1 protein-coding gene is annotated in these 724 nt (G+C 43.6%); it reads left to right on the top strand.

Features of this window, described 5'->3' with window-relative positions:
• Positions 1 to 525: hypothetical protein (locus B3Z75_RS05765; RefSeq protein ID WP_294068569.1), on the top strand; the 525-nt coding region annotated here is incomplete at its 5' end.
• Between the last annotated feature and the right edge of the window lie 199 nt (positions 526 to 724).

Below are 724 nucleotides of genomic sequence, written 5' to 3'. Positions count from 1 at the left end.
TCAAGATTTGATGCCCATATGGGTGTGGCCAATGCTACCATCCGAAATTCAACGCTGGGGCATCAGGGGATAAATGCCATTGGCAGCGGAACTTTTGTCGTGGAGAATTCCACCATTCGCGGTACAAACCTGATCAATCTTCGTTCCGATTACGGTAGCACCTGGGAAGGTGAATTCATCATCCGCAATTGCACCTTTGTACCCCGTAGTGTGAAATCGGGCAGCGTGAACCTGATTGGCGGATCCAATTCAGGTCAGCATGATTTTGGGTATACCTGCTATATGCCGGAACGAATTACGATTGAAAACCTTAAAATTATGGATTCCGGTCATCCGGAAGGATATAAGGGCCCGGCAATTTTTGCAAATTTCAATAAGCAAATGGTTGATGATACCTATGTGGAAACGTATCCGCTTGTCAAGACAAAAGAAGTCATTCTCCATAATGTAACCACACAGAGTTCCTTGCCCTTAAGGGTCAGTGATAATTCCTATATGTTCAACGATGTGACTGTAATTCGATAACCAGACTTAATACAAGATGATGACAATCAGGCTAGCCAGCTCCTGGAAAAGTTCATCCGATGTCCGGCACTTTTAAAACACATTTGTGCGTTCCATCTCAGTTTATTTTAATCAGGAGGAAATACCCCTGCGGATGCTTCCCCCTTCAACAAAAAAACTATTAAATTAATTATTTCCTGTACTTGCAGCATGCCGGCAG

Origin of the sequence: Proteiniphilum sp. UBA1028, assembly GCF_002316955.1 — a bacterium.
Taxonomy (GTDB): Bacteria; Bacteroidota; Bacteroidia; order Bacteroidales; family Dysgonomonadaceae; genus Proteiniphilum.
This window is presented reverse-complemented; position numbering and strand designations above follow the sequence as displayed.